The organism is Solicola gregarius (genome assembly GCF_025790165.1).
Classification (GTDB): domain Bacteria; phylum Actinomycetota; class Actinomycetes; order Propionibacteriales; family Nocardioidaceae; genus Solicola; species Solicola gregarius.
Genome location: NZ_CP094970.1, coordinates 2,357,594 through 2,382,875 on the forward strand (window position 1 = coordinate 2,357,594; position 25,282 = coordinate 2,382,875).

20 protein-coding genes, 1 tRNA gene and 1 other RNA gene are annotated in these 25,282 nt (G+C 68.4%); 14 read left to right on the forward strand and 8 right to left on the reverse strand.

From position 1 onward, the window contains the following. Positions 1 to 40 precede the first annotated feature (40 nt). A tRNA-Ser gene (locus tag L0C25_RS11760) sits at positions 41 to 128 on the reverse strand. Positions 129 to 189: 61 nt separating this feature from the next. Between L0C25_RS11760 and ffs the strand changes: the two genes are divergently transcribed. Continuing rightward, an RNA gene (gene ffs, locus L0C25_RS11765) (signal recognition particle sRNA small type) lies at positions 190 to 286 on the forward strand. A 49-nt stretch (positions 287 to 335) separates the two neighbouring features. After that, positions 336 to 2,273, forward strand: a complete 1,938-nt coding sequence (locus L0C25_RS11770; RefSeq protein ID WP_271636678.1) for a DNA polymerase III subunit gamma and tau — start codon at positions 336 to 338, stop codon at positions 2,271 to 2,273. A 4-nt stretch (positions 2,274 to 2,277) separates the two neighbouring features. Here the strand turns inward: L0C25_RS11770 and L0C25_RS11775 are convergent, their stop codons facing one another. Then, positions 2,278 to 3,204: an LLM class flavin-dependent oxidoreductase gene (locus L0C25_RS11775; RefSeq protein ID WP_271636679.1), complete on the reverse strand. Its 927-nt coding sequence runs from the start codon at positions 3,202 to 3,204 to the stop codon at positions 2,278 to 2,280. Between the two features lie 114 nt (positions 3,205 to 3,318). Further along, entirely contained in the window at positions 3,319 to 4,665 is a 1,347-nt protein-coding gene (locus L0C25_RS11780) for an HNH endonuclease signature motif containing protein (protein ID WP_271636680.1), read from the reverse strand. 542 nt (positions 4,666 to 5,207) lie between these two features. Here L0C25_RS11780 and L0C25_RS11785 point away from each other — a divergent pair. Continuing rightward, the gene (locus L0C25_RS11785) at positions 5,208 to 6,419 is read left to right on the forward strand and encodes an MFS transporter (protein ID WP_271636825.1); all 1,212 of its coding nucleotides are present in this window, start codon (positions 5,208 to 5,210) and stop codon (positions 6,417 to 6,419) included. On the opposite strand, the gene L0C25_RS11790 is transcribed toward L0C25_RS11785, so the two are convergent. Then, a complete protein-coding gene (locus tag L0C25_RS11790; RefSeq protein WP_271636681.1) occupies positions 6,416 to 7,123 on the reverse strand; it encodes an ArsR/SmtB family transcription factor in 708 nt (235 codons plus the stop codon). The two genes, L0C25_RS11785 and L0C25_RS11790, sit on opposite strands and share 4 nt — an antisense overlap. A 139-nt stretch (positions 7,124 to 7,262) precedes the next feature. On the opposite strand from L0C25_RS11790, the gene L0C25_RS11795 reads away from it, so the two are divergent. From L0C25_RS11795 to L0C25_RS11835, 9 genes are all read left to right on the forward strand, one after another. Then, positions 7,263 to 8,195, forward strand: coding sequence for a DMT family transporter (locus L0C25_RS11795; RefSeq protein WP_271636682.1), 933 nt, complete (start codon positions 7,263 to 7,265; stop codon positions 8,193 to 8,195). A gap of 239 nt (positions 8,196 to 8,434) precedes the next feature. Then, on the forward strand, positions 8,435 to 8,779 hold the full coding sequence (locus L0C25_RS11800) for a YbaB/EbfC family nucleoid-associated protein (RefSeq protein ID WP_271636683.1): 345 nt from the start codon (positions 8,435 to 8,437) through the stop codon (positions 8,777 to 8,779). 19 nt (positions 8,780 to 8,798) lie between these two features. After that, on the forward strand, positions 8,799 to 9,398 hold the full coding sequence (gene recR, locus L0C25_RS11805; protein WP_271636684.1) for a recombination mediator RecR: 600 nt from the start codon (positions 8,799 to 8,801) through the stop codon (positions 9,396 to 9,398). After that, complete coding sequence (locus L0C25_RS11810; RefSeq protein WP_271636685.1) at positions 9,391 to 9,978, forward strand: DUF5063 domain-containing protein; 588 nt, start codon at positions 9,391 to 9,393, stop codon at positions 9,976 to 9,978. Before recR ends, L0C25_RS11810 begins: the two co-directional genes overlap by 8 nt. Positions 9,979 to 10,039: 61 nt before the next feature. Next, positions 10,040 to 13,735: a nitrate reductase subunit alpha gene (locus L0C25_RS11815; protein ID WP_271636686.1), complete on the forward strand. Its 3,696-nt coding sequence runs from the start codon at positions 10,040 to 10,042 to the stop codon at positions 13,733 to 13,735. Positions 13,736 to 13,748: 13 nt separating this feature from the next. Then, complete coding sequence (gene narH / locus L0C25_RS11820) at positions 13,749 to 15,410, forward strand: nitrate reductase subunit beta (RefSeq protein WP_271636687.1); 1,662 nt, start codon at positions 13,749 to 13,751, stop codon at positions 15,408 to 15,410. Next, positions 15,407 to 16,060: a nitrate reductase molybdenum cofactor assembly chaperone gene (gene narJ, locus L0C25_RS11825; protein WP_271636688.1), complete on the forward strand. Its 654-nt coding sequence runs from the start codon at positions 15,407 to 15,409 to the stop codon at positions 16,058 to 16,060. Before narH ends, narJ begins: the two co-directional genes overlap by 4 nt. Beyond that, positions 16,060 to 16,806, forward strand: coding sequence for a respiratory nitrate reductase subunit gamma (narI, locus tag L0C25_RS11830; protein WP_271636689.1), 747 nt, complete (start codon positions 16,060 to 16,062; stop codon positions 16,804 to 16,806). The genes narJ and narI overlap by 1 nt, the downstream gene beginning before the upstream one ends. 9 nt (positions 16,807 to 16,815) lie before the next feature. Continuing rightward, entirely contained in the window at positions 16,816 to 18,006 is a 1,191-nt protein-coding gene (locus L0C25_RS11835) for an MFS transporter (protein WP_271636690.1), read from the forward strand. Here the strand turns inward: L0C25_RS11835 and L0C25_RS11840 are convergent. Together L0C25_RS11840 and L0C25_RS11845 are read right to left on the reverse strand one after the other, a co-directional pair. Beyond that, the gene (locus L0C25_RS11840; protein ID WP_271636691.1) at positions 17,998 to 19,389 is read right to left on the reverse strand and encodes an FAD-dependent oxidoreductase; all 1,392 of its coding nucleotides are present in this window, start codon (positions 19,387 to 19,389) and stop codon (positions 17,998 to 18,000) included. The two genes, L0C25_RS11835 and L0C25_RS11840, sit on opposite strands and share 9 nt — an antisense overlap. A gap of 132 nt (positions 19,390 to 19,521) precedes the next feature. Next, positions 19,522 to 20,898 (reverse strand): MFS transporter, encoded by a 1,377-nt coding sequence (locus L0C25_RS11845; protein ID WP_271636692.1) that lies wholly within the window; start codon positions 20,896 to 20,898, stop codon positions 19,522 to 19,524. 58 nt (positions 20,899 to 20,956) lie between these two features. On the opposite strand from L0C25_RS11845, the gene L0C25_RS11850 reads away from it, so the two are divergent. Both L0C25_RS11850 and L0C25_RS11855 read left to right on the forward strand, forming a co-directional pair. After that, complete coding sequence (locus L0C25_RS11850; RefSeq protein ID WP_271636693.1) at positions 20,957 to 21,478, forward strand: winged helix-turn-helix transcriptional regulator; 522 nt, start codon at positions 20,957 to 20,959, stop codon at positions 21,476 to 21,478. Between the two features lie 22 nt (positions 21,479 to 21,500). Further along, the gene (locus tag L0C25_RS11855; protein ID WP_271636694.1) at positions 21,501 to 23,540 is read left to right on the forward strand and encodes a prolyl oligopeptidase family serine peptidase; all 2,040 of its coding nucleotides are present in this window, start codon (positions 21,501 to 21,503) and stop codon (positions 23,538 to 23,540) included. Between the two features lie 22 nt (positions 23,541 to 23,562). On the opposite strand, the gene L0C25_RS11860 is transcribed toward L0C25_RS11855, so the two are convergent. Next, the gene (locus L0C25_RS11860) at positions 23,563 to 24,330 is read right to left on the reverse strand and encodes an ABC transporter permease (protein ID WP_271636695.1); all 768 of its coding nucleotides are present in this window, start codon (positions 24,328 to 24,330) and stop codon (positions 23,563 to 23,565) included. Beyond that, the gene (locus tag L0C25_RS11865) at positions 24,327 to 25,265 is read right to left on the reverse strand and encodes an ATP-binding cassette domain-containing protein (protein WP_271636696.1); all 939 of its coding nucleotides are present in this window, start codon (positions 25,263 to 25,265) and stop codon (positions 24,327 to 24,329) included. Before L0C25_RS11865 ends, L0C25_RS11860 begins: the two co-directional genes overlap by 4 nt. Between the last annotated feature and the right edge of the window lie 17 nt (positions 25,266 to 25,282).

The following is a 25,282-nucleotide window of genomic DNA, read 5'->3' on the forward strand; positions in this document are numbered from 1 at the left end:
CTCACTGTGTGGTGGGGACCGGCGTTCGTGCTGGTGAGGCTGGCGGAGGATAGGGGATTCGAACCCCTGAGGGCGTTAACCCAACACGCTTTCCAAGCGTGCGCACTAGGCCACTATGCGAATCCTCCGCCGAGCAGCGTACCCGTCGAGGCCGGGTGGGATGAAATCGGCCGCTACCCCTACGATGGGGGCAGCCCCTCGCGCGGCGGCATCTTGCCCAACTCCCCCAGGGCCGGAAGGCAGCAAGGGTAAGCAGGCTCTACCGGGTGCGCGAGGGGTCTTTCATGCCCGGGGACCGGCTGTTCGTTGTCGGCCCGGCTCGTTAGGGTGCGAGTGTGGAACCACCCCTCGCCCTCTATCGCCGTTACCGCCCGACCAGCTTCGACGAGGTCATCGGGCAGTCCCATGTCACCGAACCACTGAAGTACGCCCTGGCCAACAACCGGGTGCACCACGCGTACCTCTTCTCGGGGCCGCGGGGTTGCGGCAAGACGACGAGTGCCCGCATCCTCGCCCGACAGCTCAACGGGGTGGCGCCGGACGACACGTCGGAGCAGATCGACATCATCGAGATCGACGCCGCGAGCCACGGCGGCGTCGACGACGCACGAGATCTGCGGGAGCGGGCGTTCTTCGCCCCCGTCAACAGTCCGTACAAGATCTATATCGTCGACGAGGCCCACATGGTCTCGAGCCAGGGCTTCAATGCGCTGCTCAAGCTCGTCGAGGAGCCGCCGGCGCACCTGAAGTTCATCTTTGCGACGACCGAGCCCGACAAGGTCATCGGCACGATCCGCTCGCGTACGCACCACTATCCCTTCCGGCTGGTCCCGCCGAAGCTGCTGAGCGACTACCTCTCGATGCTGTGCGAGAAGGAAGGCGTCACGATCGAGCCCACCGCGTTGCCACTGATCGTGCGCGCGGGGGCCGGGTCGGTGCGCGACACGCTCAGCGTTCTCGACCAGCTGCTCGGCGGCGCCGGGCCCGACGGCGTCACGTACGACCTCGCGGTCGCGCTGCTCGGCTACACGCCCGACTCGCTGCTCGACGAGGTGATCGACGCGCTCGCCGCGGGCGACGGTTCGTCGGTTTTCGGTGCCATCGACAAGGTGATCGAGACGGGGCAGGATCCCCGCCGGTTCGCCGAAGACCTGTTGCAGCGACTCCGCGACCTGATCATCGTCGCTGCCGTCCCGGACGCGATCGAGAAGGCGCTGCTCGACATACCCGACGACATGGCCGAGCGGTTGAGTGGTCAGGCCGCGCGATTTGGCCCGTCCGAGCTGACCCGTAGCGCCGACATCGTCAGTGCGGGCCTGACCGAGCTTCGTGGCGCGACGGCGCCGCGGCTGCTACTCGAGTTGATGTGCTCGCGCATTCTGCTGCCGGCCGCTGACCACTCGAGTGAGGGCGTCGGTGCCCGTCTCGACCGGCTCGAACGTCGGATGTCGATCGTCGGCGACCACACGGCGTCCGGACAGCCGGCAGCGCGGCCGGCCCCGGTCGCCGAGGTGACCGAGCCGCCGACGTCTCCCGAGCCCACCCCCGCCGCGACACCGGCCGAGCCCACCCCCGCTGCGACGTCGACGGAGCCACCGCCACCCGAGCCCGAGGCGGCCTTATCCACGCCCGAGCCGACACCCGAGGCCGAGCCGCCGACATCTTCCGAGCCCCAGCCGACACCCGAGCCCGAGGCGTCGGCCGACGAGGCGCCAACGGCAGATGGTGATGCCACCCGGCTCACGGTTGTCGACGTACGCCGGCTGTGGCCCGACGTGCTCGAGCGAGTCATGCGCAAGCGGCGGTTCACCTGGGTGATGCTCAGTCAGAACGCACAGGTCCACTCGATCGAGGGCAATGTCCTCACCCTTTCGCTCGTCAACGCCGGAGCGCGTGATTCCTTTGCGCGCAGTGGGTCCGACGAGATTCTGCGACAGGCCCTGATCGACGAGTTCGGTGCCGACCTGCGCATCGAGGCGATCGTAGATCCGTCCGCGCAGGTCGAGTCGCCCGCCGCGCCGACCCGGGCGGCGCCCGATCCTGCTCCGGCGCGTACGCCCGAGCCGTCGCGCTCGGAGTCGAGCGCGGTGCGTGAGGCGATCCGACCGACGAGGAGCCAGTCGAGCGGCGCGGAGTCGAGCGAGCGTGCGGCGGAGTCCGACTCAGTCGCCGATCGCGACGATCCGTCGGTCGGCTCCGACGACCTCGATCCGGAGGCACTGCTCGCCAGCGAGCTGGGCGCCACCGTGATCGACGAGACGCCCTCGGACTAGCGCCTCACGCTCGCAGTACGGCCAGCACCCGTTCGGCCACGTCGAGTCCGTCTTCGCGCACCGCCCACCGCGAGATGCCCCAGCGCTCACGCGCCGCGTAGAGCTGTTCGACGATCTGCTCGATCGTGCCGAGCAGTACGTACGGTGCGTGGAGCACGTCCTCGTTCGACGCATCGGCTCGATTTGCGATCTCGGCGGCCGCGGCGGCACGGTCGGACGTCTCTCGCACGTACTGAACGAGCGCCTCGATCGGGGGCGTCGGTACGCCTGCGGTCGCGGCCGCATCGCGTACCCGGCCGGTCTGCGCGTCGATTCGTGCCGTCGACCATCGCACGGTGTGGCGGTGACCATCGGGGAGCGTGCGACCGAGACCACTCAGTCCGACCGCGTCGGCGTTGGACCCTGCCCAGTCGAGCAGGTCGGGGTTGCCGCCGCCCACCAGCATCGGCACTGATTGCTGGATTCGGACCGGTTCGTCGAGGCGCAAATCGCTGCGGGCGCCGACGCTCGCTCCGTCAACGGACTCACCGGCCAACAGCGCCCGCGCTGCCCCGGCGACCCGGATGAATTCACGTACTCGTTCGCGGGACTCTGGGCGGTCGCGACCGATCATCTGCCACTCGGCCGGGGTGTGTCCGGCGCCGATCGCCAGCTCTGCACGGCCGTCCGACACGACGTCGAGCGTCGCAACGTCGCCGGCGAGCAGCAGCGGGTGACGTACGCCCGCGTTGGACACGTAGCTCGACAGTCGCAGCGTCGATGTCGTGGCCGCGGCGGCTGCCAGAGCGACGTACGGCGACGGTCCGCTGCCCGGGTGGTCGGGCACGAGGAGCGCCCGCGCGCCGATCGCCTCGCATCGACGAGCGAGCGCCGTCCACTGCGGCTGGCCGGTCGGCATCGCGATGACCGATAGCTCTATCGGTTTGGTCATGGTTCGAGCCTGCTCGGGCGCGGCTCGACCCGCAAGGCGCTCTGCTCCGGGCGAACATCGCGTTGGGTGGCATGCCGGTGCCCCGCCGCGGTGGTGCTGTCGCGACGGGGGAACCTAAGCGGCGTCGTGTTTTCGCCTGTGCTGGATGGTCTTGGCCACGCGGCCGGGGAGTTTGGTGGTGGTGCCGCCGGTGACGAGGTACGACCGTCCGGCGGGTGATTGCCAGAGCCAGATCCCGGGTGCGGGTGATTGCACGGTCCATGCGGTGAAGGTCTTCGCCCGGTGGTGATACCTACATAGTCGGTGGCCGTTTCTCGAGTCGGTCGGACCGCCGTCGGTGTGGTTGATGATGTGGTCGTAGTCGCCGACCCTGGCCGGACGCGTGCAGTGGGGGAAGGTGCAGATACTCGCGTTGGCCAGCGCGAGCTGTTCCTTCAACCGTGGTGGTGCGACGTAGCCGGTGGCGGAGATGGTGGTCTCGAGGTCGATGACGGGTTTGACGGTGATGTGGGAGTGGCCGAGGATCTCGGCGGCTTCGGAGCGGGTGATGGCGCCGACGTCTTCGATCGACCAGGTGCCCCAGCACCGGTCGAAATGGACGTACAGAACGGTGTGCCGCGAGCCGGAGCGGCGGGCTCGACGTGACCGTTCGGGCGACCCTCCGTCGCCGGGCTGGTCGGCGCGGGCTGCCTGGACCTGGTGGTAGAGGTTGTCGAGGGAGTCGGGTTCGTCGAGCATCCCGAGCGCGACCGAGCGCAGGATGCCGTGAGGGCGGTTGTCGCCGAGGAAGCGGAGCGATTCGACGATCTGGTCGAGGCGTTGGTCCAGCCGTTTCCCGTCGTCGAGCGACAGGGTGCCGGAGATGCGGGCGACGCCGTCGTCACCCCAGATCGACACACTCCGCCGAGCACTGTTCTCGTTGCGCTGGTTTTCGGGGTCGTCGGGGTCTTCGACGATGCGGATCTGGTCCAGGATCTGCTGGACCCGCCCCATGCCGACCCGCGCGATCAACGGCGTCCCGTCCACATTCGCTGCGGACAGGCGCCGGTCGGCGTCGCCGGCCTGGGCGATCGTGAATCGTCGGGTCTTGCGGGCGACTTTCCGGATCCGCCACGCATCGACCGAACCTTCGTGCAGGCAGGCGAACAGTTGCGGGAGGCGGTAGGTGAGGTCGAGGGCGTCGGCGATCAGATCCCGCCCGCCGGACGCACTCAAGCCCAGTGCGGGGCCGACCTCACAGGCGGCGTACTCCGACACGCTCGGGGTGCCGGACCCGCCGTAGCGGGTCCACTCGTTGACCCCGCCGGCCCGTGCGAGGGGCTGCGCGGCGACCTGGCCCAGGTAGGTGGTCAGCGCGTCGTACTGGGCGGCCTCGGTCTGCGCGATCCGACGCCGCGCATCCAACGCGATGTCGAGCCCGTCCTTGGACCCGGTGTCGTCGGTGAGTGTGGCCGCCCTCATAGAACCTATTCTGCCACCCGCCACCGACAGAACAGGATGCCCAGAGGCCTTATCCACAAGGGAATGTAAGAAATGTTCGAGAAGGTTTTCGAGAAGTGTGCGAGGTGTGGTCGGCGGCGGGAGAGAATCTGCGTTTGGGTACGGATAGCGACCCAAACGCAGATTCCTTCCCCGGCACCGGGCCGGAGCCGGCAACCAAAGCACACGGCAACGACGAAGGTAGAAGCGAAAGCCAGGGAAAGCCGACCGGCAACCCGGGCCCACCGGGTACGGATCCTCGTCGCCGCCATGCGGTCTGCACCGAAGCGCACGGGAAACGATGAAGGCAGAAGCCCAGCGAACGGGAAAAGGTGAAGGCAGAAGCCCAGCGAAACGGCAAACGGTGAAGGCGGAAGCCCAGCGAACGGAACCGCTGAAGGCAGAAGCTCAGCGCACGGAAGGTGAAGCCCGAACCGACGGAGCGCGCCGAAACACCAAAGCTGGCCGTGACGGCCGAAAGCCGCCAGATCGAGATCGCGGCCCCGCCTAGCGTCGAGGCCGTGATGACGAGCAGTGCCGCAGACACGGCGAACGACAGCGCCCGCGGGTTGGGTACGACCGCCATACCCACGATGACGATTGCAGCAGCTGTGGCGACCTCAACCTCATATGTCCTGCAACCTGAGCTCCACACCGTCGCCGGGGACCTCGGCGCCAGCGTCTCCGGCATCGGGGTCGTGGCGAGCGCGCCGATCCTGGGCTACCTGCTGGGTTTGGCGTTGCTGGTTCCGTTGGCCGACCGGGTGCGCTCGAATCGCCTGATCGCCGCGCAGCTGAGCGGGCTCGCGTTGTCGATGGGGCTCGCGGCGACCGCGCCGAACGCACCGGTCCTGGGCACGGCGCTACTGCTGTCCGGCCTCTGTGCGAGCACCGGGGCGCAGATGAGCAGCTTGGCAGGCCGATACGCCCCGCGCGCGACTCGCGGGCAAGCAGTCGGAACGGTGACTGCGGGGATTTCGGCTGGAATCGTGCTGGGCAGGATCGTGGGCGGGACGCTCGCCGATGTGCTGGGTTGGCGCGGCATGCTCGGATGCCTCCTCGTCGCCAGCCTCGCTCTCGCTGCGGCCGCGCTGCGTTCCCTTCCGGGTAGGACGATGTCGGCGCGACAGTCGTACTCTGCGGTCATTCGTGCGCTGCCCAAGCTGGTAACCACCGATCGCAGGCTACTGACCTCGGCAGTCGCCGGTGCGCTCTGGTTCTTCGCATTCAGCCTCGTGTGGGTCGCATCGTCGCTTGCGCTGGCTGCGCCCCCGATCTCGTTATCGGCCAGTCGAATCGGGTTGTACGCCTTGGCCGGACTGCTGGGGGTCGCGGTCACCCCGTTCGCGGGTCGGCTGGCCGACAGGGTGGGCACGCGCCGAGTGGTCATCGGAGGCCTGTCCCTGTCGGTGGCGAGCGCCGTGTTGATGTCTCTCACGATCGAGCTGGCACTGCCGTTCATGGTCGGTCTGGCCCTCTTCGATGCCGGATTGTTCGCCGCTCAGGTGGCGAACCAGTCCCGCGTGTTGGCCCTCGAACCCGATCGTCCGGCCCAGTACAACGGTGCGTACATGGTGGTGTACTTCATCGGAGGAACTGCCGGGATTGCGATCGGCGCGACCGCCGTCGAAGTGGTTGGGTGGGGCGGCGCGTGCGCGACAGCCATCGGCGCGATGCTGCTCGCCATGATCGTGGCAACGCGCTCGCTACCGGCCGCCCGGCGACCGCACGCCTAGGCCGCCGGGTCGAGTGCGGTCACGTCGACACCGAACAGCTGTGCAATCCCGTCCCGGCCCGCGTCCTCGACCCTCAACGAGCGGTCGCTGCGCGAGCGTACGATCCACCGCTGCTCCTCGAGGTACGTGAGCACGCCGGCGCCGAGCCGGCCGGCGACGTGCGGGCGGCGATGCGTCCAGTCGAGGCAGCCGCGTACGTCGGGGCGGCGACGCGATGACTCGATGTCGAAGTCGAGCGTGCGCAGTAGGGGCGAGTCGGGTGTCACGATCCGGCCGACCTCGCCGGGCCGCAGCGGCCCGATCACCCCGCGCGAGACGAGCGCGTCGGTGATGGCGACGCCGAGCTGGCCCGCCAGGTGGTCGTAGCAGGTTCGCGCGTACGCGATCGCCCGGCCGGTACGCGCGGCGCGCAGGGAGTCGACCCGCAGCCGCGGCGCGATCGCCGCGAGGGCCTCGACGGCGCCGGCGACGTCGGCGTTGCGCAGGCGGAAGTAGCGGTGGCGCCCTGCGCGGCGGACGTTGACGAGACCGCCCGACGTCAGCCGGTTCAGGTGCTCGCTGGCGGTCGACGCGGAGACGCCGGCCACCTGGGCGAGCTCCGACGCGGGACGCTCGGAGCCGTCGAGCAGAGCGACCAGCATGGCCGCCCGAGCGGGTTCGGCCATCAGCGCGGCCGGCTTCGCGAGGTCCGCTTCTCCACTCATGATCGCAAGCGTACGTCCGCGACGATTCGGCCTGCGCCGAAGTGTCGGCGCAATAGCCTGACCGGCAATGGCGGGAAGTCGCGGCGCTATGTCCGAAATCCGCGCGCACACTGTCACCACCAACGACGAGGATATGTACGTGAACGCGAAGACTTCGGTGTCGACCGATACCCACGAGCGTCCCTACCTCGCGTGGGCGGCCGCCGGTACGACCGTGCTGATGTGGGCATCGGCGTTCGTGGGCATTCGGGCCGTCGGCGACTCGTTCGACCCCGGCGCCCTGGCGCTCGGCCGGCAGTTGGTCGGCACGATCGCCCTCGGAGTGATCGTCGTGATCCGAGGTGTCGAGCTGCCGCGCGGCAAACGCGAGCTCGGCCTCATCGCCATCTACGGCGTGCTCTGGTTCGGGGGCTACAACGTTGCGCTGAACGCCGGCGAGCGCCATCTCGACGCCGGTACGGCGGCCTTGCTGGTCAACGTCGGCCCGGTGCTCCTCGCGCTGAGCGCCGGCGTGTTCCTCGGCGAGGGCTTCGCCCGGCAGCTGCTCGTCGGCGGCGGCATCGCATTCGTCGGCGTCACGGTCATCTCGGTCGGCGCGGGCGGCGATCACGAGATCGACGGCATCGGCATCGTCTTGTGCCTGGTCGCCGCGGTCTGCTACGCGGCGGCCGTCACCCTGCAGAAGCCCGTGCTCCGCACGGTTTCGGCGTTGCCCGCGACGTGGCTCGGCTGCCTCGCGGGCACGATCGCCTGCCTCCCGTTCACCCCCGGACTCTGGGAGCAGACGGCCGATGCGTCCGCCGGGTCGATCGTGGGCCTGATCTACCTCGGTGTCGGGCCCACTGCGGTCGCGTTCACCACCTGGGCGTACGCGCTCGCGCGTACCGACGCCGGCAAGATGGGCGCCACCACCTACCTGGTGCCCGCGATCGTGATCGCCATGTCGGCCGTCGCCCTCGGCGAGCTGCCGCCACCGCTCGCCTTCGTCGGCGGCGGGTTGTGCCTCGTCGGCGTCGCGGTCACCCGGTTGCGGCCCAGGTCGCGTCTGCCCATCCGCCGCCGGCTCGCGTGATCCCGCATCCGATCTGGCTACGTTGCGGTCGTTCATGGGAGATCCGACTCCAATTTCACTCCCGCGCCTTGCCATATCGGCGCGGCTATCCCGCTCGCTGCTCGACGCCGGACAGGCAGACACGCCCTGCCCACCGCGCCGATGAGCCCGTACGCCGGCGGGTCAGGCCCGACGCCGTAGGCTGGCGGGACACGGCCGGCAACGACAAGGAGAAGACCGTGTTCGGTGAAGGACAAGGCATGCCCGACATGTCGCAGCTGCTCGCGCAGGCTCAGCAGATGCAGGAGCAGCTGGTTGCGGCAAAGGACCAGCTCGCCGAGGAACACGTCGTCGGCTCCGCCGCCAACGGGCTCGTGAACGCCACTGTCACCGGCACCGGGGACCTCGTGTCGGTGGACATCAAGCCCGCGGCCGTCGACCCGGACGACACCGAGACGCTCGGCGACATGATCGTCGCGGCGGTACGCGATGCGTCCGACAAGGCGAACGACCTCGCGGCCGAGCGGCTCGGCCCGCTCGCCGGCGGCTTCGGCGAGGGCGGGCCCGAGCTACCGGGTGGCACCAACCCGCTCGGCTTCCAGTAGGAAGGCGCCGGCAACCGCTGTGTACGAAGGGATCGTCCAAGACCTCATCGACGAGCTCGGGCGGCTGCCGGGCATCGGCCCCAAGAGCGCACAGCGCATCGCGTTCCACGTGCTCGACGCCGAGCCCGCCGACGTACGCCGACTCGCCGACGTCCTGACCGAGGTCAAGGACAAGGTCCGTTTCTGCGTCGTCTGCGGCAATGTCGCGGAGGCGGAGAAGTGCCGCATCTGTGCCGACCCGCGGCGGATCGAGACGGTGATCTGCGTCGTGGAGGAGTCCAAGGACGTCGTCGCGATCGAGCGCACCCGTGAGTTCCGCGGCCGTTACCACGTCCTCGGCGGCGCGATCTCGCCCATCGAGGGCATCGGGCCCGATGAGCTGCGCATCAAGGATCTGATGACGCGGCTCGCCGACGGCACGGTCGGCGAGGTCATCATCGCTACCGACCCGAACCTCGAGGGGGAGGCGACCGCGACGTATCTCACCCGCCTGCTCAAGCCGCTAGGGTTGCGCGTAACCCGGCTGGCGAGTGGACTACCGGTAGGAGGAGATCTCGAATACGCAGACGAGGTCACCTTGGGACGAGCGTTCGAGGGGAGGAGGTCCGTCGATGACTGAGCCGAAATCGAGCGAGAGCTCCGCGTTGAGTGAGGATGTGGCGAGCAGCGACATCGAGGATCTCGGCCAGTCGGTGGCCGACCAGACGAAGAGCTTTTTGATCGCGGTACGAGCGATGGCCTCGACTCGCGAGCTCGGCAAGACCATCCCGCTGTTGCTGCTCGAGGTGAGCCAGCTGCTGCTCGCCGGCGCACGCCTCGCGGCGCAGGTCGACTTCGTGCCCGAGGACAAGTACGAGACCGACGTCGGGCCCGACCCGGACCTCGATGCGATCCGGGGGTCGCTTGCCGAGACTCTGTCCGGCTTCGACGAGTACACCGAGGTCTTCGACCCGTACTTCCACCCGCCCGAGCTGGTGACGTCGCGCATCTCCGACGACATCGCGTCGATCGCGGCCAGCGTCGCGCACGGCCTGAAGCATCACGACGCCGGTCGGGTCGAGGAAGCCCTCTGGTGGTGGCAGTTCTCGTACGTCTCGTCCTGGGGCGGAGAGGCGAGCGCGTCGTTGCGGGCGCTGCAGTCGATCATCTCCCACGACCGCCTCGACGCGGAGCTCGACACCGAGCCGGAACCCGTCTGACAGTGTCCGGCACGCGATCACGCAGCGTGCACGTATGCCATTTTGGGCCTACCGTGTTTCCATGCCTGAGGGAGTCAGTGCGGGAATCGATGGCAACGCGTCCGATGCCCTGCTGAAGGTCGGGCGCTACTTCACGAAGTGGGACGAGACCGACGACGGTCGTGCGGTCTTCCGCAAGGGCGGGCGTCAGGGCGACGTGTTCTACCGCGACCGCTGGAGCCACGACAAGGTCGTCCGCTCCACCCACGGCGTCAACTGCACGGGCTCGTGCTCCTGGAAGGTGTACGTCAAGGACGGCATCATCACCTGGGAGTCGCAGCAGACCGACTACCCCTCCGTCGGACCCGATCGCCCCGAGTACGAGCCCCGCGGCTGCCCGAGAGGCGCCGCCTTCTCGTGGTACACCTACTCGCCGACCCGGGTCCGCTATCCGTACGCCCGCGGCGTGCTGGTCGAGATGTACCGCGAGGCGAAGCGGCGGCTGGGCGATCCGGTGCTCGCCTGGGCGGACGTCGTCGGCGACGAGGAGCGCCGTCGTACGTACCAACGCGCCCGCGGTAAGGGCGGTCTGATCCGCATCTCGTGGGACGAAGCCACCGAGATCACCGCCGCGGCGCACGTACACACCATCAAGACCCATGGCCCCGATCGTTGCGCCGGGTTCTCGCCGATCCCGGCGATGTCGATGGTGTCCCACTGTGTCGGCACCCGCTTCATCCAGCTCATCGGCGGCGCGATGACGTCGTTCTACGACTGGTACGCCGACCTCCCGGTGGCGAGCCCGCAGGTGTTCGGCGACCAGACCGACGTACCCGAGTCGGGCGACTGGTGGGACTCGACGTACCTGATGATGTGGGGCTCGAACGTGCCCGTCACGCGTACGCCCGACGCACATTGGATGACCGAGGTGCGTTACCGGGGCACGAAGGTCGTCTCCGTGAGCCCCGACTACGCCGACAACACCAAGTTCGCCGACGAGTGGCTGCCTGCACAGGCCGGCACCGACGCCGCGCTCGCGATGGCGATGGGTCACGTGATGCTGCGCGAGTTCTTCGTCGATCGCGACGTGTCGTTCTTCTCCGACTACGTCCGTACATACACGGATCTGCCGTTTCTGGTCCGGCTCCGCGAGCGCGGCGGCGACCTCGTACCGGGCAAGTTCCTCACCGGCGCCGACCTCGGTGCGAGCGACGATGAGGACGCCTGGAAGACCGTCGTGCTCGACGAGGAAACCGGCGAACCAGTAGTGCCCAACGGCTCGATGGGCTTCCGTTACGCGGCGAGCGGGGAGGGTCGGTGGAACCTCGACCTGGAGGGCGTCAACCCGAGCCTCACGCTGTACGGCGGTGAGTCCGCCGAGGTGCTGCTGCCGTCGTACGGCGGCACCGACGGCACTGGCGAGACGCTGCGCCGTGGCGTGCCCGTACGCGAGGTGGGCGGTCAGCTGGTCACCACGGTGTACGACCTGATGCTGGCGCAGTACGGCGTCGCGCGTGACGGACTACCCGGTGAGTGGCCGAGCGGGTACGACGACCCGAGTACGCCCTACACGCCGGCCTGGCAGGAGTCCATCACGAGCGTGCCGGCGCAGGCGTGCATCCGCATTGCGCGGGAGTTCGCCAAGAACGCCGAAGACTCCGGCGGGCGCTCGATGATCATCATGGGCGCGGGCATCTGCCAGTGGTTCCACGGCGACGCGACCTATCGCGCGGTGCTGACACTCTTGCTGCTCACCGGCTGCATGGGCCGCAACGGCGGCGGCTGGGCGCACTATGTCGGGCAGGAGAAGTGTCGTCCGATCACCGGCTGGATCTCGCTCGCCAACGCACTCGACTGGTCGCGCCCGCCGCGTACGGTGCCGGGCACGTCCTACTGGTACATGCACACCGACCAGTGGCGCACCGACGGCTACCCTGCCGACGCACTCGCGTCCCCGCTCGCCGACGGCCATCTCGCGGGGATGCACACCGCCGACACCATCGCCGCGTCCGCGCGGATGGGCTGGATGCCGTTCTATCCACAGTTCGACCGCAACCCGCTCGATGTCGCCGACGACGCGACCGCGGCGGTTGATGCGGGCGACAGCCCGGATGCGGCCACGTACGTCGCTCGGCAGCTCACCGATGGTGACCTGACGCCCGCCATCGACGACGTGGACGCGCCGCAGAACTGGCCGCGCACCCTCGTGCTCTGGCGGTCGAACCTGATGGGCTCGTCGGCCAAGGGCAGCGAGTACTTCCAACGCCACCTCCTCGGTACGCACGCCAACACCACGGCCGAGCCGGTCGATGAGTCGAGCCGCCCGCGCGACGTACGTTGGCGCGACGAAGCGCCGGAGGGCAAGCTCGACCTGCTGGTGTCCGCCGACTTCCGGATGACCTCGACGACGCTGCTCTCCGACATCGTCTTCCCGGCCGCGACGTGGTACGAGAAGCACGACCTGTCGTCGACCGACATGCATCCGTTCGTGCACGCGTTCAGCCCGGCGATCGACCCCCCGTGGGAGGCGAAGACCGACTTCGAGACGTTCCACCTGATCGCACGCAAGCTGTCCGAGTTGGCGAAGACGCACCTGGGCGTTCGCCGCGACCTGGTCAGTGTGCCGATGCAGCACGACACGCCTGGCCAGACCGCGCAGCCAGGAGGCGTCGCGCGTGACTGGCGCGACGGCGATGCCGATCCTCAACCAGGTAAGACGATGCCGAACTTCACCGTCGTCGAGCGCGACTACACGGCGATCGCCGACAAGCTCGGCGCAGTGGGCCCGCTCGCCGACGAGCTCGGGTTCACCGTCAAGAACGTCACGTACGACCTCGAGGAAGAGGTACGCCGGCTCGCGAGCCATCACGGCGTGATGAGCCATGGAGCGGCGGCGGGGCGGCCGGCACTAGACACCGATTCCAAGCTTGCCGACGCGATACTCGCGTTCTCGGGTACGACCAACGGATCCCTTGCTCTGCAGGGCTTTCGTACGCTCGAGCGTCGCGTCGGCAAGCCGCTGGCCGACCTCGCCGAAGGGTCGGAGGAACGCCGCATCACGTTCGCCGACACCCAGCGGGGCCCAGTGCCCGTCATCACCTCGCCGGAGTGGTCGGGCTCCGAGACGGGAGGGCGCAGGTACGCGCCGTTCACCGTCAACATCGAGAGATTGAAGCCGTTCCACACGCTGACCGGTCGGATGCACTTCTACCTCGACCACGACTGGATGAGCGACCTCGGCGAGCAGCTGCCGACGTACCGGCCGCCGGTCGACATGCAGCGGCTGTTCGGCGCTCCGCCGTTCGGGCCCAACGGCGGTAACCAGGTGACGGTGCGCTACCTGACACCCCACTCGAAGTGGTCGATCCACTCCGAGTACCAGGACAACCTGTTCATGCTGTCGCTGTCGCGCGGCGGGCCCACCGTCTGGATGAGTCCTGCGGATGCCGACGCGATCGAGGTCGCGGACAACGACTGGGTCGAGTGCGTCAACCCCAACGGCGTGCTCGTCGGTCGGGCAATCGTCAGCCATCGCATGCCGACCGGCGTCGTCTTCGTCTACCACGCGCAGGAACGCACCATCGATGTGCCGAAGTCGGAGGCGACCGGCAGGCGCGGCGGCATCCACAACTCGGTCACCCGCTTGCTGGTCAAGCCCACCCATCTGATCGGCGCGTACGCCCAGCTTTCGTATGCGTTCAACTATCTCGGGCCCACGGGCAACCAGCGCGACATGGTGTCGACCGTGCGCAAACGCTCGCAGGACGTCACGTACTAGGGGAGGTGGAGACATGCGGGTCATGGCCCAGATGGGCATGGTGATGAATCTCGACAAGTGCATCGGGTGCCACACCTGCTCGGTCACCTGCAAGCAGGCCTGGACAAACCGCGCGGGCACCGAGTACGTCTGGTTCAACAACGTCGAGACCCGGCCCGGCCAGGGGTATCCGCGTCGGTACGAGGACCAGGACCGTTGGCGTGGCGGGTGGGAGCTCAACCGTCGCGGCAGGCTGCGGCTGAAGACGGGCGGTCGGGTCAAGCGGCTGCTGAGCATCTTCGCCAGCCCGGTCCAGCCCGAGCTCGACGACTACTACGAGCCATGGACGTACGACTACCAGGCGCTCGTCGAGGCGCCGCTCGGCGACGACTTCCCCGTCGCCCGGCCGAAGTCGCTGATCACCGGCTCGGACACGAAGATCAAGTGGTCCGCCAACTGGGACGACGATCTCGGCGGCGCGCCGGAGATGGGCCATCTCGACCCGATGGTCGAGCAGGTCCGGCGTACGTCGGAGAACAAGATCAAGTTCGAGTACGAGCAGACATTCATGTTCTTCCTGCCCCGCATCTGCGAGCACTGTCTCAACCCGTCGTGCATGGCGTCCTGCCCGTCCGGCGCGATCTACAAGCGGGCCGAGGACGGCATCGTGCTCGTCGACCAGGACCGCTGCCGCGGCTGGCGGCAGTGCATCACCGGCTGCCCATACAAGAAGATCTACTTCAACCACAAGTCGGGCAAGGCGGAGAAGTGCACGTTCTGCTATCCCCGCATCGAGGTCGGCCTGCCGACGGTGTGCTCCGAGACGTGCGTCGGCCGGCTGCGCTACCTCGGGCTGTTCCTGTACGACGCCGACCGGGTGACCGAGGCGGCCGCGACGCCGGACGAGCAGGATCTCTACGAGGCACAGCTCGATCTGATGCTCGACCCGACCGACCCCGAGATCATCGAGGCGGCCAGGCGCGACGGCATTCCCGACGACTGGATGGACGCCGCCCGGCGGTCGCCGGTGTACGCGCTCGCGAAGAAGTACCGGATCGCGCTGCCGTTGCATCCGGAGTACCGCACCATGCCGATGGTCTGGTACGTGCCGCCGCTGTCGCCGATCGTCGATCTGCTGCAGGAACAGGGGCATGACGCAGAGGGCCGCGGCAACCTGTTCGGTGCGATCGAGGCTCTCCGCATTCCGGTCGAGTATCTCGCCGGCCTGTTCACCGCCGGCGACACCGACACGGTGACGGGCGTACTCCAGAAGCTGGCCGCCATGCGCGCGTACATGCGCGACATCACCCTCGGACGTGAGTCCGACGCCTCGATACCCGAGGACGTCGGCATGTCCGAGGAGTCGATGTACGAGATGTATCGGCTGATGGCGATCGCGAAGTACGACGAGCGGTACGTGATTCCGAAAGCCCATGTGGAGCAGGCGCATGAGCTCGAGGAGATCGGCTGCTCGCTCGACTACGACGGCGGGCCGGGCATGTACGAGTCGGGACCGTTCGGCGAGGCCAGCGGTCAACCGGCGCCGGTGGCGGTCGAGACGTTCGAGGCGCTTCGACGACGGCAGACGTCGGACCAACCCGCAGGGTCTGAGGGGCTGCGCGGCCGGGTGAACCTGCTGAACTGGGACGGCAACGGCACACCCGATGGCATGTTCCCGCCGCAGGATCGGTCATGAGTGCGGCCAGGAGCAGGAGCAACCGAGTCGCCTACCAGGCAGCGTCGTGGTGCCTGGGATATCCGGACGAGGACCTGATCGAGCAACTCCCCATTCTCCGTGCGGCACTCGCCGAGCAGGCCGACTCCGAGCCGACTCGGCTGCTCCGTGACTTCGTCGATCACCTGGCCCTGACACCGCTGGATGCGCTGACGCGCCACTACGTCGAGGTCTTCGACCTCTCGCGAAAGCACGCGCTGTACCTCTCGTACTGGACCGACGGTGACACCAGGCGTCGCGGCGAGGTGCTCGGGTCGTTCAAGCGGCGCTACCGCGACAGCGGCTTCCTCGTGCAGACCGGCGGCGAGCTGCCGGACTTCCTCCCGATGGTGCTCGAGTACGCGTCGCTGGTCGATCCCGACGACGGGTACGAGCTGCTACAGGCGTACCGGCCGAGCCTCGAGCTGTTGCGGATCGCCTTGCAGGAAAGGGAGTCGCCGTATGCGGGCGTGGTCACGGCCGTATGCACGACATTGCCCGGCGCATCTCCGGCCGACCGGGTCGCCGTCATGCAGTTGGCCGGTGCGGGTCCGCCCACCGAGTCGGTCGGGCTCGAGCCGTACGACCCGAGGCTGCTGCCGATACACGAGACCACGCAGGGGATGCCCTGATGGACGTCGTGCTCTGGGGCGTGCTCCCGTACCTGACCCTCGCCGTGCTGATCGGCGGCACGATCTGGAGGTACCGCTACGACAAGTTCGGCTGGACGACCCGCTCGTCCCAGCTGTACGAGTCGCGGTTGCTGCGCATCGGTTCGCCGATGTTCCACTTCGGCATCCTGCTCGTGCTCGTCGGCCATATCGGCGGGCTGGTCGTCCCCGAGTCGTGGACCGAGGCGCTCGGCATCTCCGAGGACATGTACCACTTCAACGCGCTCTTCTTCGGCGGCATCGCCGGACTGTGCACCCTCGCCGGCATCATCATCTTGATCTATCGCCGTCGGCGTACGGGCCCGGTGTTCATGGCGACGACCTGGAACGACAAGGCGATGTACGTGCTGCTGGTCGGTGCGATCGCACTCGGGCTGTGGACGACGCTGGTGAGCGTCGGGGCGGGACACGACGCACACAACTACCGCGAGACCGTATCCCCGTGGTTCCGTTCGGTCTTCTACCTGCGGCCGGATGTCGACGCGATGGCCGCGGCGCCGATCCAGTTCCACATCCATGCGCTGGTGGGGATGTTGCTGTTCGCGTCGTGGCCGTTCACCCGGCTCGTTCATGCATTCACCGCACCCGTGCACTACCTGTTCCGTCCCTACATCGTCTATCGCAGCCGCGATCGAGCCGCGGCGTCGGGGTCACGTACTCCACCGCGGGGATGGTCGCCCGTCGGTACGCGAGACCGCGACCGCTGAGGAGGACCAATGGAGCAGCGCGCGACCCGCAATCTGATCGTTGCGACAGTGCTGTTCACCATCAGCTTCTGGGCGTGGAACATCGTGGCGCCGCTCGGCACGCACTACACCGAGCAGCTCGATCTGTCGCCGAACCAGAAGTCGCTGCTCGTTGCGATGCCCGTGCTGGTCGGATCGGTTGGCCGCATCGTTGCCGGTGGATTGACCGACCGGTTCGGCGGGCGGCGGATGATGCCGCTGCTGATGGTCGTCGCCGCGCCGTTCGTACTGCTCATCGCGGTCGCCGGCAACGCCGACTCGTACGGGCTGCTGGTCGTGTTCAGCTTCTTCCTCGGCATCGCCGGCACGACGTTCGCGGTCGGCATCCCGTTTCTCAACGCCTGGTACGAGAAGTCGCGCCGTGGCTTCGCGACCGGCATCTTCGGGGCCGGGATGGGTGGCACCGCACTGTCCGCGTTCTTCACGCCGCGGTTCGTCGACTGGTTCGGCTACACGATGACGCATCTGATCGTGATGGTTGCCATGCTCGTCGCCGCGGGGCTCGGCTGGTTGCTGATGACGGATTCGCCCGAGTGGAAGCCGAGCACGGAACCGTTCGTGCCCAAGCTCGTCGGTGCGCTCAGGCTCGGCGTGACCTGGCAGCTCTCGCTGTTGTACGCGGTGACGTTCGGCGGCTTCGTGGCATTCTCGACGTACCTACCGACGTACCTCAATGACATCTACGACTTCGACCTGACCGAGGCGGGCACGCGCACGGCCGGGTTCGCGATCGCCGCCGTCATCGCTCGCCCGGTCGGCGGTGTGCTGTCGGACCGCATCGGACCGAAGCCGGTGGTCAGCGTCTCGTTGCTCGGCGCGGCGGTCATGGCGGTGGTGGTCGCATTGCAGCCCGAGCCGGAGATCCCGGCCGGCACCGCCTTCGTACTGCTCGCGTTGTTCCTCGGGCTCGGGTCGGGCGGCGTCTTTGCCTGGGTCGCGGTCAGTGCGCCGTCGGCACAGGTCGGGAGCGTGACCGGCCTCGTCGGCGCCGCCGGGGGTCTCGGCGGGTACTTCCCGCCGTTGGTCATGGGTGCGACGTACGACGTAATCGGCCATGGCTACACGGTCGGCTTGTCGCTGCTGACGATCGTGGCGCTCCTGACGCTCGCGTACACCCAGGTCGCGTTGCGGTCCCCGAAGCAGCCCGCCGACTCAGCCTGACGGTTGCAGTCCGGCGAGAACCTCGTTGAGCGCCTCGGTGCTCGACGGATGGGTCCACATGCTGTCGCGTAGCTGTGTGGCGGTGGTGCCCGTGCGCATGGCGAGGGACACCAGGTTGATGACCTCCTGGGCATCCACGCAGAACAGGGTGGCGCCCAGAATCTGGTCGGTCCGGGCGTCGGCGATGACCTTGACCAAGCCGTGGGTCTCGCCCACGATCTTCGGCCGGGGCATGGCGGCGATGTCGGCGACCCGCTTGGTGGCGACCAGGAAGTCGTGCCCCTGTGCGCGCGCCTGGCTCTCGTTGAGACCTACCCGGGCGAGCGGTGGCGTGAGGAACGTCGTCGACGGTACGGCGACCCGATCGGTCGTCGTACGCGTGCCGCCGCCGGTGAGCTGGTCAAGGACGATCCGGTAGTCGTCGAGGGAGACGTACGTGAACTGCGGGCCGCCGCTCACGTCGCCGATCGCGAACACCCCGGACACTGAGGTCCGCAGCCGTTCGTCCACGACCACGTAGCCGCGGTCATCGGTGCTGATCCCGGCCACGTCCAGACCGAGATCCGTCGTCGCCGGCCGGCGGCCCGTCGCGAGGAGCACGGCATCGGCGTCGAGCTCGGTGGCGTCGGCGGATTCGGACGGCGCGACGACGACCCGCGCGCTCGCGCCGCCCTCATCGCGCACGGAGCCGATTGCGCCACCGAGGATGAACTCGACGCCCTGATCGGCCAGCAGCGACCGCACGGCATCCGCGACGTCGCGGTCTTCGCCGGGCATCAACTCGTCATGGTGGTCGACCAGCGTGACCTGAGATCCGAAATGAGCGAACATGCCGGCGAACTCCAAGCCGACGTACCCGCCACCGACGACGACCAGCCGTCGGGGCAACGGCTCGACGTGCTGCAGCGTGGTGGAGTCGTACACGCAAGAGCTGCCGGCCGCTCCCTCGATGTCCGGGGCCGCCGGGATGGTGCCGGTGTTCACGACCACCGTCTCCGCGTCGATCACCAGGCGATCGTCGCCTGCCTGGACCTCCACCTGATGCGGGCCGATGAATCGTGCATGGCCGTCGATCAACGTGACGGCGTCGACCTCCGCGAGCATGGCGTGGTTGCGGGCCCGCAGTTTGGCGACGAGGTCGTCGCGCTGGCCGATCGCAGCGGAGAACCAGTCCTGAGCGTCCACGCCGTCCGGGCGACCTTCGGCCTGATGGACGAGGGCCTTGGTCGGCACACAGTTGATGTTGATGCAGCTGCCGCCGTACATCTGCGCGGAGCGCTCGACCACGGCGACGCTCCGGCCTGCCCGACCGAGTGCCCCGGCCAGGGTCTTGCCGCCCTTTCCCCAGCCCAGGACCACGACGTCCACTTCGATGTCAGCCACGAACCATTCCTACACCGGCCGGACACGATCGGAAAGGCGTACGACAGCCATTGGAGATCGTGTCGAGCCCAGAGCCGTTTGCCGGCCAGGGACTTGCGGATCTTCAGGGCCTACCGCGGGTAGGGGACGACGTCAATCCCGCACGAGCACGTACGTGAACGCCGCTCCGAGCAGTGCGATCACCGACGTCACGATGATGGCGACATCCATGCCGTGTGCGAGGTCGTTCGCACCTCCGCCGTCCGCGACCCTTTGCACGATGGCGATGACGACCGCGACGCCGATGGACGACCCGACGTAGCGGGCGGTGTTGTTGGCGCCCGACCCCATCGCCGTACGCTGCGCCGGCACGCTCTCGACGGCAAGGCGCGGTAGTGCCGCGTTGACCAGCCCGCTGCCGGCGCCGGCGACCACCAGTCCGGGCACCAGCCGTAGCCAGTCGTCGGACCCCAACCCGCCGAGCCAGCTGAGCGGTCCGAGGGCTGCCACGACGAACCCGGCGGCCAGCTGGGGCGCAGGCCGCAGGTTCAGCCGCCGCGAATAGTAGGCGACCGCGGCCGACGTGCCCGACCAGAACACGAACAGGCCCGCCGTCGCCATCGCGGCGAACCCGGCGTCGAGCTGGAGCACGGTCGGGAGGTAGCTCATCATCCCGATGATCGCCATGCCCGTGACGAGCGCACCGATCGTCGATGCGAGGAACGGCGGATGCCGGAACAGCGCGGGGTCGACGAGCGGACGTCGAACTCGCGCCTGGCTGACGGCGAAGGCCGCGATGAGCACGGCCGCGCCGGCGAAGAGTGCGAGGACGGACGGCGAAGCCCACCCCGAGCGGCCCTCGGTCAGCGCGCCGAGAAGCAGCGCCAGGCCGATGCCGAGGGTGAGCGCGCCGATCAGGTCGGGGCGGCCGGGGTTCGGAGTGCGCGACTCGGTCAGCGTCGGTACGGCGACCGCTGCAAGCGCGGCCGCTGCGACCGCGAACAGCCAGTACGGACCCGCCCAGTGTGCGGCGCCGAACACACCGGACGCGAGCGGTCCGACGGCGATACCCGCGCCGACGGAGGCGCCCCAGATGCCCAGGGCGTGTACGCGTGCGCTGCCGTCGTACGCCTCCGCGATGAGCGCGAGACTCGTCGCGAGCACCGCCGCACCGGCCGCACCCTGTACGACGCGGGCGAGGATGAAGGTCACCGAACCAGGTGCGACGGCGGCGCACGCGAGCGAGACCGCGAGCGCCACTGCACCGACGACGAAGAGGCGTCTGCGGCCGTAGTCGTCCGCGAGCCCGCCCGAGACCAACAGCAACGCGGCCAGGCCGAGCGGCATCGAGTTGATCAGCCAGGTCTGCTCGGCGGCGCTCGCGTCGAGTGCGGACGCGAGGTCCGGAATCGTCGTGAGCGGGGCGGTGTAGTCCATCAGCACCAGGAAGGTGGCCGCCGCCGTGAGCGCCAGCGTTGCCCTCGGGTGTGTTGCCGCGCCGACGCGGGTCGCGGTTGTCGGTTCAGTCACCGAACCGACGTTACCACAGTAAGTTCGGTGAGTGAACTCACTGCGCTACGATGGTGGAATGGCCCTCGGCAAGGACTACACCGGACAGAACTGCGCTCTCGCGCGGGCACTCGAGCTCGTCGGTGAGCGCTGGACGATGCTCATCCTTCGCGACGCCTTCTACGGAGTGCGCCGCTACAAGGACTTCCACTCCCATGTCGGTGCACCGCGCGCCGTACTGGCCGAGCGGCTGCAGGCGCTGACCGAGGCCGGTGTGTTCGAGAAGCGCCAGTACCAGGACGCCCCGCCCCGCTACGAATACGTGCTCACCGACGCCGGCGAGTGTCTCTGGCCGGCCGTGCACACCCTGTCGCGATGGGGCGACGAGTTCATCCCGTACGACGGCGGCGTACGCCGAGCCTTCGTGCACGCGGACTGTGGGGAACGCCTCGACGCGGTCGGCAACTGTCCGTCGTGCAGGCTGGCCGTCCCGCCTCGCGAGGTCGAGATGCGACCGGGGCCGGGCACCGAGCGGGACTCCAACGAGGTCGGGCGTGCGCTGCAGGAGCCGCGTCGGTTGCTGACCCCCGTCACGCCCTGACCTCGGCCCGTACGCTGGCGCCATGGCGACTACCGACGATGATCCGTACCTGTGGCTCGAGGACGTCGAGGGTGACGACGCACTGTCGTGGGTGCGGGAGCGGAACGCGCAGGCGGAGCGCGCGGTTGCGTCCGATGAGCCGTTTTCCCAACTGAGCAAGGAGATCCTCGAGGTTCTCGACTCGGACGACCGAATCCCCGAGCTCGCCAAGGCGGGCGAGTGGTACTACAACTTCTGGCGCGACGCCGAGCATGTGCGGGGCATCTGGCGGCGTACGACCCTCGAGTCCTATCGCACCGACAACCCCGACTGGGACGTCCTTCTCGACATCGACGCGCTGAACGATCTCGAGGACACCAACTGGGTCTGGCACGGTGCGAGGATCCTGCGGACCGGCCCGCGCGCGTACGAGCGGGCCCTCGTCAGCCTCTCGCGCGGTGGTTCGGATGCCGACGTCACGCGCGAGTTCGACCTCGTGACGCGCGCGTTCGTCGGTGACGGCTTCCATCGCCCAGAGGCGAAGGGCGACGTCGGTTGGATCGATGCGGACACGACGTACGTCTCGACCGACACCGGGCCGGGCAGCATGTCGAAGTCCGGTCACCCGCGGATCGCCCGCCGGTGGCGTCGCGGTGAGCCGCTTGCGGACGCGGAGATCGTGTACGAAGGTGCCGCCGACGACCTGATGGTTGTCGCGTACCACGACCGCACGCCGGGGTTCGAGCGCGACTGGGTCGTCCGGGCGATGACGTTCTACTCCGCCGAGGACTACCTGGTCGGCAGCGACGGCTCGCTCACCAAGATCGACATCCCCGATTCGGCCGAGCTCAGCGTCAAGCGGGACGGCATGCTGGTCGAGCTGCGCGACGACTGGGTGCTCGGCGATCGTACGTACCTCGCCGGGTCCCTGCTCGGCATCGGCTTCGAGTCGTTCCTGGCCGGAGCCCGCGAGTTCACGTTGGTCTTCGAGCCGACGCCGTCGACCTCGCTCGCCGGGTACGCGTGGACCGCTCGTCGCCTCGTACTGACGCTCCTCGAAGACGTCCGTTACCGGGTCGAGGTCGTCGACCCCGCGGACTGGTCTCGACGGGATGTTCCCGGCGTACCGGAGCTGGGGAGCGTGCAGGTGCGCCCCGTCGACTCCGACGAATCCGATCAGGTGTGGCTGACGACCACGGGGTTCCTCCAGCCTCCGACGCTCTCGCTGACCGGCGTTGCCGACTCGGACGCCGAGCCTGAGCGGTTGAAGACGTCGCCGGCGTTCTTCGACGCATCCCGGTCGCTGGTCGAACAGCACTTCGTCGCATCGGCTGACGGCACGCGCATCCCGTACTTCGTCGTACGCCCGCGCGACCTCGCCCTCGACGGCAGCGCGCCGACGCTGGTGACGGGTTACGGCGGGTTCGAGATATCGCGAACACCCGAATACTCCGGGGCGATCGGCCGCGCCTGGATCGAGCGCGGCGGCGTCTACGTCGTCGCCAACATCCGGGGTGGGGGTGAGTACGGCCCGGCCTGGCACCAGGCTGCGCTACGCGAGAACCGGCACCGCGCGTACGAGGACTTCGCCGCCGTTGCCAGAGACCTGGTCGACCGCGGGATCACGTCGCCGGAGCATCTCGGTGCGATGGGTGGCTCCAACGGCGGGTTGCTGATGGGCAACATGCTCACCGGGTATCCGGACCTGTTCGGCGCCATCGTGATCCGCGTTCCGTTGCTGGACATGCGGCGCTACCACCGGATGCTCGCCGGTGCCCTGTGGGTCGCGGAGTACGGCGACCCCGACACGGCCGACTGGGAGTTCCTGCAGTCCTTCTCTCCGTACCATCGGTTCGATCCCGACCGTACGTACCCGCCGGTGCTGCTCACGACCTCGACCCGGGACGACCGGGTGCATCCGGGCCACGCACGCAAGCTGGCCGCCCTGATGCTCGAGCACGGCAAGGACGTCACGTACTGGGAGAACATCGAGGGCGGCCACGGCGGCGCGGCCACGAACGCGCAGGTCGCGCAGATGACGGCGATGGCGTACCGGTTCCTGTGGCAGCGGCTGGTCGACTAGCTGTGATGCCCGGGCATCACAGCTAGCTGCTGGTGCGGTTGCGGAACAACCAGATCGCCCAGGCGTACGACAGCACCAGGATTCCCCCGCACCAGGCGATCGCAAGCCACGCGTTGGTGTCGATCGGCGTACCCATCCACAGGCCGCGCAGCGTTTCGATCACCGGAGTGACGGGCTGGTGCGCTGCGAAGCCTTGAAGCGCCGAGGGCATCGAGTTCGTCGGTACGAATGCGCTGCTGACGTACGGGAGGAACAGGAGCACGAACGTGAACGCGTTCGCGGCCTCGACGGTCTTGAGCAGCAGGCCGAACGCGGCCGAGAGCCACGAGATCGCGAGGATGAACAGCACGACGAGGCCGAGAGCGGCCACCCATTCGACGAGCGTGGCGTCGGGTCGCCAGCCGACCGCGAACGCGACGCCGATGACCAGCGCGGTCGCCACCAGGTTGCGTACGACGCTCGCGACTACGTGCCCCATCACGACGGCGGAGCTGGTGATCGGCATCGACTTGAAGCGGGCGATGATGCCCTGCTCCATGTCGCCGGCGACGCTCAGCGCCGTACTGCCGGCGCCGAAGCCCGCACAGAGCAGGATGATGCCGGGCACGACGTAGTTGACGTATTCGGACGTACCGGTGTCCATGGCGCCGCCGAACACGTACACGAACATCAGCATCAACACGACGGGCAGCATCACCGCCGTCAACATCACGTCGACGTTGCGCACGGTGTGGCGCAGGCTTCGGGTGACCATCACGCGGGAATCCGCGAGCGCATAGGCGACGCTCATAGCGCAACCTCCTTGGGCTTTTCGGTGGTGAGGGACAAGAACACGTCGTCGAGGGACGGTCGGAACAGTGACACCCGCTGAACGGGGATGCCCGCGGTGTCGAGGCGGGTCAGGAGGTCGCGGACCTGGTCGGCGGAGCCATCGGTCGCGACGTCGAGCGTGCGGCGAGCAGAGTCGGCGTCGGCGACGGGGACCGTACGTGCGGCCCGCTCGAATCCGTCGGCTTCCGCGAACTCGAGTCGGACGACCTCGCCCTCGAGGCTGCTCTTGAGCTCATCGGCGGTCCCCTCTGCGACGATCCGGCCACCGTTGAGCATGGCGATCCGATCGGCGAGCTGGTCGGCCTCCTCGAGGTACTGGGTCGTGAGCAGGATCGTCACGCCCTCCGTGGTGAGGCGGCGCACCGTGGCCCAGGTCTGTTCGCGGCTGCGCGGGTCGAGCCCGGTCGTCGGCTCGTCGAGGAACAGGAGTCGGGGCCTGACGATGACGCTCGCCGCGATGTCGACGCGACGCCGCATGCCGCCGGACAGCGCCTTGACCCGGCGATCGCGCACGCCCTCGAGGTCGAACTCCGCGAGCAGCTCGCGGGTGCGGACCCGGGCTGCCTTGGGGCTGAGTCGTAGCAAGCGCGCCATCATCACCAGGTTCTCCTCGGCCGTGAGGACATCGTCGACCGCGGCGAACTGTCCGGTCAGGCTGATGGAGCGGCGTACGCCGTCGGGGTCGGTCAGCAGATCGTGGCCGTCGATGGTGGCCGATCCGGCGTCGGGGCGTACGAGCGTGGCCAGGATGTTGACCGCGGTGGTCTTGCCGGCGCCGTTCGGGCCGAGAAGTGCGAACACCGTGCCGCGCTCGACGGACAGGTCGACGCCGTCGAGGACGACCTGCTCCCCATATGCCTTCCGAAGCCCGGAGACTGATACTGTGTATGTCATACACGGAACTGTATATG

Excerpts from the sequence above, each read along its gene's own strand:
- L0C25_RS11775 (WP_271636679.1), bottom strand. The coding sequence starts at position 3,204 with ATGACCAAACCGATAGAGCTATCGGTCATCGCGATGCCGACCGGCCAG.
- L0C25_RS11780 (WP_271636680.1), bottom strand. The coding sequence starts at position 4,665 with ATGAGGGCGGCCACACTCACCGACGACACCGGGTCCAAGGACGGGCTC.
- L0C25_RS11785 (WP_271636825.1), top strand. The coding sequence starts at position 5,208 with ATGACGAGCAGTGCCGCAGACACGGCGAACGACAGCGCCCGCGGGTTG.
- L0C25_RS11790 (WP_271636681.1), bottom strand. The coding sequence starts at position 7,123 with ATGAGTGGAGAAGCGGACCTCGCGAAGCCGGCCGCGCTGATGGCCGAA.
- L0C25_RS11800 (WP_271636683.1), top strand. The coding sequence starts at position 8,435 with ATGCCCGACATGTCGCAGCTGCTCGCGCAGGCTCAGCAGATGCAGGAG.
- L0C25_RS11810 (WP_271636685.1), top strand. The coding sequence starts at position 9,391 with ATGACTGAGCCGAAATCGAGCGAGAGCTCCGCGTTGAGTGAGGATGTG.
- L0C25_RS11815 (WP_271636686.1), top strand. The coding sequence starts at position 10,040 with ATGCCTGAGGGAGTCAGTGCGGGAATCGATGGCAACGCGTCCGATGCC.
- narH (WP_271636687.1), top strand. The coding sequence starts at position 13,749 with ATGCGGGTCATGGCCCAGATGGGCATGGTGATGAATCTCGACAAGTGC.
- narJ (WP_271636688.1), top strand. The coding sequence starts at position 15,407 with ATGAGTGCGGCCAGGAGCAGGAGCAACCGAGTCGCCTACCAGGCAGCG.
- narI (WP_271636689.1), top strand. The coding sequence starts at position 16,060 with ATGGACGTCGTGCTCTGGGGCGTGCTCCCGTACCTGACCCTCGCCGTG.
- L0C25_RS11835 (WP_271636690.1), top strand. The coding sequence starts at position 16,816 with ATGGAGCAGCGCGCGACCCGCAATCTGATCGTTGCGACAGTGCTGTTC.
- L0C25_RS11850 (WP_271636693.1), top strand. The coding sequence starts at position 20,957 with ATGGCCCTCGGCAAGGACTACACCGGACAGAACTGCGCTCTCGCGCGG.
- L0C25_RS11855 (WP_271636694.1), top strand. The coding sequence starts at position 21,501 with ATGGCGACTACCGACGATGATCCGTACCTGTGGCTCGAGGACGTCGAG.
- L0C25_RS11860 (WP_271636695.1), bottom strand. The coding sequence starts at position 24,330 with ATGAGCGTCGCCTATGCGCTCGCGGATTCCCGCGTGATGGTCACCCGA.
- L0C25_RS11865 (WP_271636696.1), bottom strand. The coding sequence starts at position 25,265 with ATGACATACACAGTATCAGTCTCCGGGCTTCGGAAGGCATATGGGGAG.